The organism is Micromonospora sp. NPDC048040 (assembly GCF_055587185.1).
The window spans coordinates 22,774-31,382 of record NZ_JBVJGT010000067.1 but is presented as its reverse complement, the minus strand read 5'-3'; the positions used below and the strand labels follow the sequence as shown (position 1 = coordinate 31,382).

At 72.7% G+C, this 8,609-nt stretch carries 9 protein-coding genes; 2 read left to right on the top strand and 7 right to left on the bottom strand.

The features are described from left to right. Nucleotides 1-158: 158 nt before the first annotated feature. From ACZ6O2_RS32585 to ACZ6O2_RS32575, 3 genes are all read right to left on the bottom strand, one after another. On the bottom strand, nucleotides 159-707 hold the full coding sequence (locus ACZ6O2_RS32585) for an SRPBCC family protein (RefSeq protein WP_350712418.1): 549 nt from the start codon (nucleotides 705-707) through the stop codon (nucleotides 159-161). A gap of 8 nt (nucleotides 708-715) precedes the next feature. Next, a complete protein-coding gene (locus ACZ6O2_RS32580) occupies nucleotides 716-1,261 on the bottom strand; it encodes an SRPBCC family protein (RefSeq protein WP_466025634.1) in 546 nt (181 codons plus the stop codon). A 178-nt stretch (nucleotides 1,262-1,439) separates the two neighbouring features. Further along, nucleotides 1,440-2,213 (bottom strand): class I SAM-dependent methyltransferase, encoded by a 774-nt coding sequence (locus tag ACZ6O2_RS32575; RefSeq protein WP_350712416.1) that lies wholly within the window; start codon nucleotides 2,211-2,213, stop codon nucleotides 1,440-1,442. A gap of 205 nt (nucleotides 2,214-2,418) precedes the next feature. Between ACZ6O2_RS32575 and ACZ6O2_RS32570 the strand changes: the two genes are divergently transcribed. Beyond that, complete coding sequence (locus tag ACZ6O2_RS32570; RefSeq protein ID WP_466025633.1) at nucleotides 2,419-3,606, top strand: glycosyltransferase; 1,188 nt, start codon at nucleotides 2,419-2,421, stop codon at nucleotides 3,604-3,606. Nucleotides 3,607-3,752: 146 nt separating this feature from the next. On the opposite strand, the gene ACZ6O2_RS32565 is transcribed toward ACZ6O2_RS32570, so the two are convergent. Beyond that, nucleotides 3,753-4,145, bottom strand: a complete 393-nt coding sequence (locus ACZ6O2_RS32565; RefSeq protein WP_350712414.1) for an ArsR/SmtB family transcription factor — start codon at nucleotides 4,143-4,145, stop codon at nucleotides 3,753-3,755. A 111-nt stretch (nucleotides 4,146-4,256) separates the two neighbouring features. On the opposite strand from ACZ6O2_RS32565, the gene ACZ6O2_RS32560 reads away from it, so the two are divergent. After that, on the top strand, nucleotides 4,257-4,994 hold the full coding sequence (locus tag ACZ6O2_RS32560; RefSeq protein ID WP_466025632.1) for a class I SAM-dependent methyltransferase: 738 nt from the start codon (nucleotides 4,257-4,259) through the stop codon (nucleotides 4,992-4,994). Nucleotides 4,995-5,262: 268 nt separating this feature from the next. Here the strand turns inward: ACZ6O2_RS32560 and ACZ6O2_RS32555 are convergent, their stop codons facing one another. The 3 genes from ACZ6O2_RS32555 to ACZ6O2_RS32545 all read right to left on the bottom strand — a co-directional run bounded on the left by ACZ6O2_RS32555 (nucleotide 5,263) and on the right by ACZ6O2_RS32545 (nucleotide 8,539). Further along, on the bottom strand, nucleotides 5,263-6,252 hold the full coding sequence (locus tag ACZ6O2_RS32555; protein ID WP_350712412.1) for an NAD-dependent epimerase/dehydratase family protein: 990 nt from the start codon (nucleotides 6,250-6,252) through the stop codon (nucleotides 5,263-5,265). Between the two features lie 6 nt (nucleotides 6,253-6,258). Next, a complete protein-coding gene (locus ACZ6O2_RS32550) occupies nucleotides 6,259-7,578 on the bottom strand; it encodes a nucleotide sugar dehydrogenase (RefSeq protein WP_466025638.1) in 1,320 nt (439 codons plus the stop codon). A gap of 118 nt (nucleotides 7,579-7,696) precedes the next feature. Continuing rightward, nucleotides 7,697-8,539, bottom strand: a complete 843-nt coding sequence (locus ACZ6O2_RS32545) for an AraC family transcriptional regulator (RefSeq protein WP_350712411.1) — start codon at nucleotides 8,537-8,539, stop codon at nucleotides 7,697-7,699. Nucleotides 8,540-8,609: the final 70 nt, after the last annotated feature.

Genomic DNA, 8,609 nt, shown 5'->3' with positions numbered 1-8,609 from the left:
TCTCCCCCTCTTCTTTCTCCCCTCCCCTTCTTTTTTTTTTTTCTTTCCCCCCCCCCCCCCCCCCCCCCCCCCCCCCCCCCCCCCCCCCCCCCCCGGCCCCGGACGGACGTGAGTCCGTCCGGGGCCGCGTCGTGGTCGGTCGAGCAGCCGTCGCCCGGCTACGAACCGGATTGGACCAGCGCGGCCCAGGCCTCGCCGCGCTCCTGCGAGATCCGCATCATCTCGGGGCTCGGCTCGAACTCCTCGGCCGCGTCCTCCGGGACCGGGCCGCCCGGCAGGTCGCCCCGGACGAACATGCCGAGGAAGTCGAGGGCCATCTCCCAGCCGATGCCGACCTCCACGAGCATCTGCTCCGAGGTCGTCGCGTGCTCGAGCTCCAGCAGGGTGCCGTCGCCCTCCTCGCTGAGTCGCAGCTCCACCTCGCTGTCCGGCTTGCCCTCGTACACCCAGCTGATGGTGAGCCGCCGCGGCGGCTCACAGCGCAGGATGTCGCCGCTGGCGTTGCCCTGCAGGGCGAAGTTGCCGCCCTCGCGGAGGTCGCCCTTGGGCTCGATGAACCAGCGGTTGATGCGGTTCGGGTCGGTGCAGGCGCTCCAGACCTCGTCGACGGGCGCGTCGTACCGCTGCCGGATGATGATGCTGCGGGCCTCGCCGGCCGGGATGGTGCGTCGGCCGAGGGCCCGCTCCGTCGCCTGACCTGATGCCACCGGGCCGTTCACTTCTTCGCCCCTTCCTCGTCGATCTTGTTCTGGAACGACTGGAGGATCGTCGGCCAGCCCTTGTCCATGCCGTTGCGGACCCGCTTGGCGTGCTTGGTGCCCATCCGGTCGAAGTGGGTGTGCTCGACGTCCACCCGGGTCTTCTTCTGGCCGTCGGCCACGAAGGTCACGGTGAACTCGCTCGCGTTGTCCGGGTCGATCCGGCCGAAGCCGTTGAGCCGCCAGCCGATGACCAGCGTGTCCGGGGAGTCCACCTTCCGGATCAGGCCGAAGGTGTGCTCCTCACCCTGCTCGTCGATCTCGTACCAGCGACCGCCCTTCTTGTCGACGCCCAGCGGGGCCCCGACCTTCGTGGTGCGGAAGTTGTTCGGCCACCACTCGGGGAAGCCTTCGAGGAACACCGTGAAGGCGGTCTTGCGGTCGGCCTTGACAGTGACGCTGTGCCGGACGAACGGGTCGTAGTTCGGGGGCTTCGGCTTCCTCGCGGCGGTGCTCTTGGTGGTCGTGCTCTTCGCGGCCGGTGCGGTCTTCTCCTGAGTCATGTCTCGTCCTCACTGTCGCTGCGCGGCGGATGGGCGGGTCAGACGGGGTCCGCCCATCCTCCTCCATAAGTCGGCACGAACGTAAGTTATAGTTTATACGTAGTCCGGTCAATCGCGCGCGACCGCCGCGGTTCCCGCCGGGTGTCGCCGTCCCGGGCCCCGCGGCAGGCTTCGCCGGTCAGTCGCCCCACCGCAGGTACGCCGGCGCCGGGCGGCCCGGCAGCAGGCGCAGCGGGGCATGGTCCAGCCCGAGCACCTCCCGCATCGCGATGTTCTCGCCGGGCCACTTCGGATTGTCGAGCTCGTCGAAGGCGATGATGCTGCCCTTGGTGAGGTAGGGGCGGATCGCCTCCAGCACGGCCTTCGTCGGCTCGTAGAGGTCGAGGTCGAAGTACGCCAGCGCGATGACGGTCTGCGGGTTCTCCGCGAGGTAGCGCGGCACCGTCTCCCGGACGTCCCCCTCGACGAGCACGCTGCGCCGCGTCACGTGGCCGAAGAAGTCGCTGCACTCGTGCGCGTCCAGCACCTCTTTCAGGTACGCCGGATAGCCCCCGGGCACGGCGAAGCGGCCCTCGTACGCCGTCGGGCCGACGCGGTCGACGTCGTTGACGTCGGGGAAGCCGGTGAAGGTGTCGAAGCCGACGATGCGCCGCAGCGGGTTGTAGGGCTCGTAGACACCGCGCAGGGCGGCGAAGGTGGCGAGGTGACGGCCGAACCGGACGCCGAACTCCATGATCACGCCCGGGACGTCGAGGACCTCACGGTAGAGCGCGTCCATGGAGAGCAGGTCGGTCATCTGGTGGCGGCGCAGGAACAGGGGGAGGTTGTTGACCAGTTCCTCCGTCGGGATGGGGGAGTTGGTCAAGAGCTTCGTCAGGCGCTGGGTGGTCTCCGTCTCCTCCGGTGAGTCGTGCACGAACGCACGCAGGTCCTGACCGTCGCCGCTGTCCATCCGCAGCCTCCATTGCGTAGATCACTTGATAGTTTCAAGCGTAGTGGAGGGGTAGGGTCGGCACAACACGGTCGCGCCGGCCGTGATCCTCAGGTCGTTGCCCGCGCATGGGACTTGCGCAAGATGAGCCACTGTAGACCGACTTGCCGGCGTGCTAGATATGAATCAAGTAGACGGGTCGCCCTGCCAACTCCTGGAAAGGCAAGTGATCACCGTGCGTGTGCTGTTCGCCAGTCTCGGAACCCATGGCCACACCTACCCCCTGCTGCCGCTGGCCACGGCCGCCCGTGCGGCGGGCCACGAGGTCACCTTCGCCACCGGCGAGGGCTTCGCGGGCACCCTGCGGAAGCTGGGCTTCGAGCCGGTCGCGACCGGGATGCCGGTCTTCGACGGGTTCCTGGCGGCGCTGCGGATCCGCTTCGACACCGACAGCCCCGAGGGGCTGACCCCCGAGCAGCTCAGCGAGCTGCCACAGATCGTGTTCGGGCGGGTCATCCCGCAGCGCGTCCTCGACGAGCTCCAGCCGGTGATCGAGCGGCTGCGGCCCGACCTCGTGGTGCAGGAGATCAGCAACTACGGCGCCGGGCTGGCCGCACTCAAGGCCGGCATCCCGACCATCTGCCACGGGGTCGGCCGGGACACGCCGGACGACCTGACCCGGTCCATCGAGGAGGAAGTGCGGGGGCTGGCCCAGCGGCTCGGACTCGACCTGCCGCCTGGGCGCATCGACGGCTTCGGCAACCCCTTCATCGACATCTTCCCGCCGTCGCTGCAGGAGCCGGAGTTCCGGGCCCGCCCGCGGCGCCACGAGCTGCGCCCGGTGCCCTTCGCCGAGCAGGGCGACCTCCCGGCCTGGGTATCCTCGCGCGGCACCGCCCGCCCGCTGGTCTACCTGACGTTGGGCACATCCAGCGGCGGCACCGTCGAGGTGCTGCGGGCGGCGATCGATGGGCTCGCCGGCCTCGACGCCGACGTCCTGGTCGCCAGCGGCCCGTCCCTCGACGTCAGCGGGCTGGGCGACGTGCCGGCCAACGTGCGGCTGGAGTCGTGGGTCCCGCAGGCGGCCCTGCTGCCCCACGTCGACCTGGTGGTGCACCATGGCGGCAGCGGCACGACCCTCGGCGCCCTGGGCGCCGGCGTACCGCAGCTGTCCTTCCCGTGGGCGGGGGACTCCTTCGCCAACGCGCAGGCGGTGGCGCAGGCCGGCGCCGGCGACCATCTGCTGCCCGACAACATCAGCCCCGACTCGGTGGCGGGCGCCGCGAAGCGCCTGCTGACCGACGAGAGCTACCAGACCGGGGCGCGGGCCGTGGCGGCCGAGATCGCCGCCATGCCGGGCCCCGACGAGGTCGTCCGACTGCTGCCGGACTTCGCCTCCCGCAGCGCGGGCTGACCGGCGGTACGCCGCCGGGGCCGGCCCGTGTCGGCCCCGCCGGCGCCCGTCCACCGGGCGGGGCCGACTGCCCGTGACGCCTGGTCGCGGCTGTCCGTGGTTGCCCGTGACGCCTGGGCGTGGCCGTCGGCGACTGCCCGTACCACCTAGTCCTGGCCGTCGGCGGACGCCCGGGGGCGCGGCCGGCGCCCCTCGGACCCGCCGGTGCGGCCCTCGCCCTGGCGGGCGCGACCGCGCGCGATCTCCGTGCCCAGGGCGTCGAGGCGCTGGTTCCAGAAGCGTCGGTAGCGCTCCAGCCACCGGTCGAGCTCCTGCAGAGGGGCGGGGTCGACCGCGTAGAGCCGCCGGGTGCCCTGGGGGCGGACGGTGGCGAAGCCGTTCTCGCGCAACACCCGCAGGTGCTGGGAGACGCCGGGCTGGGAGATGCCGAACTCGCGCTGCACGACCGCACCGACCTCGCCGGCCGACAGTTCGCCGTCCGCCAGCAGCTCGATGATGCGCCGGCGGACGGGATCGCCCAGGATGTCGAACGCGTGCACGGGTACGACAATATCAGACCGGGGTTATAGAAGCCGCAGGTTCGGCCGGTCGGGCCGTCGGTACCGCCGGGGCGGCTGACGGACCGGGCGGCCGCGCCGCGAGGGGGAGAGATGTTCGGACCGGAGCACGCCGAGGTGTACGAGGCCGCTTACCGCGGCCGCGGCAAGAGCTGGCACGACGAGGCGACGGACGTGGCCGACCGGATCCTGGCCGCCCGCCCCGACGCCGTCCGGCTGCTCGACGTCGGCTGCGGCACGGGCGCGCACCTCGAGACCTTCGCCGCCCGTTTTCCCCACGTGGAGGGACTCGAACTGGCTCCGGCGATGCTGGCGCTCGCCCGGCACCGGCTGCCCGGGGTGCGCCTACACGCCGGGGACATGCGGGCGTTCGACCTCGGCGTCACGTTCGACGTGGTGACCTGCCTGTTCACCGCGGTCAACTTCCTCGGCACGGTGGCCGAGATGCGGGCCGCCGTGGCCGCGATGTCGGCCCACCTGGCGCCGGGCGGCGTGCTGGTGCTCGAGCCGTGGTGGTTCCCGGAGCGGTTCATCGACGGGTACGTCGGCGGCGACCTGGTGCGCGAGGAGGGCCGCACGGTGGCGCGGGTGTCGCGGTCCACCCGGCAGGGGCGGGTGACGCGGATGGAGGAGCGCTGGCTCGTCGGCGACGCCGCCGGGATCCGGGAGTTCAGCCAGGTCGGCCTGCTCACCATGTTCACCCGCGAGGAGTACGACTCGGCGTTCGCGGCGGCCGGCTGCGAGTCCGCGTACGTCGAGGGCTGGTTGACCGGCCGGGGCCTTTTCGTGGCGACGCGCACCGGCGGCTCCGCCACCCCGTCAAAGGGCTGACCGCCCCGGGTCGAGCGGCCCGACGGCCGATCTTTCCGAGCCCTTCAGATAGCCGACAGGACGCTGGCTGCGGCATCACGGCCGTGGCAGTCCCCTGTTCACAATGATCTATTCGTCAGTTTGTCGAAATGCTAAAACCGGACGGTCGTCGGCGATCTCGTGAACCGTTCACGGATTCGTCGGAATGTGTCCCGGTTGATTTCCGTGCCTGGCCGGACCGACCCGCCCGCCACCCCGCCGGCGGTGAAGGCCGACGCACCGGCCCGACCTACCTGACGACCAGTCCGTCGTCGGCCTGCGCGGTCCACCACGGGTTGCGGCGGGCCCACTCGACGGTCCGGCGCAGGCCGGTCACCAACGGCACGCGGGCCCGCCAGTCCAGCAGCGCGGCGGCCTTGCCGCAGTCCGGCACGCGGCGGGGGATGTCCTGGTAGCGGGCGCCGAGCCCGGCTCCGGTGTCCGCGGTCTGGGCCGCCACCGGCACCCCGGCCACCGTGCCGGCCAGCCGGATCGCCTCGGCGACGGTGGTCTCCACGCTGCTGCCGATGTTGAAACACTCGCCGACGGCGCGCGGGTGGGCGGCGGCCAGCAGGGTCGCCTCGGCCGCCTCGTCGATCCAGGTGAAGCACCGCGTCTGGCGGCCGTCGTCGTACACCACGGGCGGAACGCCCCGCAGCAGGCGGGCGACGGTGCGGCTCAGGACGTAGGCCGGGCGCTGGCGCGGGCCGTAGACGTTGAAGTACCGCAGGACCGTCACCGGCAGGCCCTCCTGCCGGTGGAACGCGAACGCCAGGTGCTCGGCCGCCGCCTTGCTCGTCGAGTACGACCACCGGTCCGTCGCCGTGCTGCCGAGCACCCGGTCGTCGTCCTCCCGCCACGGCACCCGCGGATTGCGCCCGTACACCTCGCTCGTGCTGGACACCACGACCCGGGCGCCAGCGCGCAGCGCGGCGCGCAACGCGTTCCGGGTGCCGTCCACGTTGATCTCGACCACGTCCAGCGGCCGGCTGAGGTACCGGTCGACGCCGACGACCGCCGCGAGGTGGTAGACCTCGTCCACCCCGGTGGCGGCAGCCGCCAGCCCGTCGGCGTCCCGGACGTCGCCGCGGACGTGCCGGATCGCGCCCGGCGGGTGCTCCAGGTCGGGCGGCGGGTCGGCGAGGTCGAAGACAACGACCTCGTCACCCCGGCGGAGCAGCCGTTCGACGACGTGACTGCCGACGAAGCCGAAGCCGCCGGTGACCAGGGATCTGGGCACTGTCTCTCACCTTCCAATGCCGCGGTAGGCGAAGCCGAGCCGGTGCAGCTCGCGGATGCGCGCCGGCGAGAGGTGCATGCGGCCGTCGAAGACCAGGCAGGGCTCGTCCACCCGCTCGACCAGGGCGCCGAAGTCGAGCTCGTGGAACTGGCGGTGCCCGGCGAGGAAGGCCAGGCAGCCCGCCCCGCTCACCGCCTCGTCCAGGCTCGCCGCCGGTGCGGTGCCGAACCGGGCGACGATCTCGGCGGGGTCGGCCAGCGGGTCGAAGATCCGGACCCGGAAGCCGCTGTCGCGCAGCGCCGCCACGACCCCGCGCACCGGAGTGTTGCGGACGTCCCCGGTGTCGTTCTTGAACGCCGCACCGAGCACGGCGATCGTCGTCTCGGACCGGTCCCGCCCCAGCTTGACCAGCTCGTCGGCGATGACGGCGGCGGTGTGCCGGGGCATGTCGTCGTTGACCGCGCGCGCGGTCTCGACGGTGCGCAGGGGCACGCCGCGGTCCCGGCCGTCCCGCCACGCCATCCACGGGTCCTTCGTCAGGCAGGAGCCGCCGACACCCACCCCCGGCAGCAGCAGGTTCACCATGCTGCTGCCCTTGGGCAGGGTGTTCGCCGCGCCGATGACGTCGAGGACGTCCACCCCCAGCACCGCGCAGTACCGGGCGAGCTCGTTGGCGATCGCCACGTTCGCGTCGATCCACCAGTTGGTCGCGAGCTTGACCACCTCGGCCGCCTCGGCCGAGGGCACCTGCCGGACGTCGACGCCGAGCGCGGACCGCCAGAACCGCTCGGCCGCGGTGGCGCTGCGCGGGCCGCACCCGCCCACCACCACCGGCAGCGTCCGCACCTGCGCCAGCGCCACCCCCTCGGCGAGTCGCTCCGGGCAGAAGGCCAGCCCGAAGTCGCGCTCGTGCACCAGCCCGCCGCTCTCCAGCAGGGGTGCGACGAGGGTCCGGGTGGTGCCGGGGGAGACCGTCGACTTGAGGATCACCAGTTGCCCGGCGCGCAGCCGTGGGGCGATCTGCTCGCACGCCGCGACGAGCTGGTCGGTGACCATCTCGTGGCCGGCGTCGGTCGGGGTGCCGACCGTCACGATCACCACGTCCGCCGCGGCGACCGGGTCGTACGACGTGCTGGCCGTCAGCCGTCCGGTGTCGGCGAGGTCCCGGACGGCGCCGGCCAGGCCGGGTTCGGGCAGCCGGCAGCGGCCGGCCCGCAGGTCCGCGACGGTGCCCGGGTCGCTGTCGACGGCGACCACCTCGGCGCCGCGGCCGGCGAGGGTGACGGCGAGACAGGTGCCGACGTAGCCGGCACCGGCGATGACCACCCTCAGCGGAGACGGTCCGCCCGGGTCGGGAAGGAACGGCATGATGGCCCGGCACCGCCTTCCTGGTCACGACCTCGTGGTCCTGTCGCCGACACGCGCGCGTGCCCGTGCCGGCGGGTCACGCGATGGCCGCCGCGGCCAGCGCGGTGCGGCCGGCCGACCAGGCCGGGCCCGAGCGGCCCACCGGGCCGGACAGCCGCGTGAACGTCTCGACGAGCCGGCACACCGGGCCGATGGCCAGCGCCGGCGGGTCGGTCGGCCGCGGCGGCGCGGTGGCGACCGGGGCGGCCGCGCAGCCGTCCTGGGGCAGCACCAGCTCGGCGGTGCCGACCAGATGGCTGGTGGGCTCCTCGTCCACGAGTGCCCGGGTCAGCGTGCTGTCGCCCCGGACCAGCACGACCCGGGCCTGGTACGTGCCCGGGCGCGCCACCACCGGGACCTGCGCGCCGTCGGGCGCCACCGCCCACGCGGTCGGCGCGTCCGCGGCCTCCCCGTCAGCCCGCAGGCCGACCAGCACCAGGTCGCCGGGCTCGCTGTCGGGCACGTGCAGCACCATCCGGGGCCGGGTGACCTCAGTGACGGCGTTGCGCAGCCAGCCCGCCAGGACGTGGCAGGGCCGGCCGGCCAGCAGCCGCGACATCTGCCGGAAGTGCCCCGGCGACGTGCCGACCAGCCGGGAGAACTGGGTGGTGAAGGTCCCCGCGCTCGTGTAGCCGACGTGGCCGCTGATCGCGGTCACCGTCAGGCCGGAGTGCAGCAGCATCCGGCGGGCCTCCGCCATCCGCAGCGCGGCGAGGAAGCGGGCCGGGGTCATCGTGGTCACGTCACGGAACAGCCGGTGGAAGTGGAACGGGCTGAAGGGAACCACCCGGGCCAGGTCGGCCAGCTGCAGCGGCTCCGACAGATGCCGGCGCATGTAGTCGATGGCCCGCGCCGCAGCCGCCTCCCGGGACTGCTCCATCGTGCTCCGGGCAACGCCAGACGTCGATTTCACATCAGCTCCCTGTGGCAGTGGATCGGGCACCGCAGAG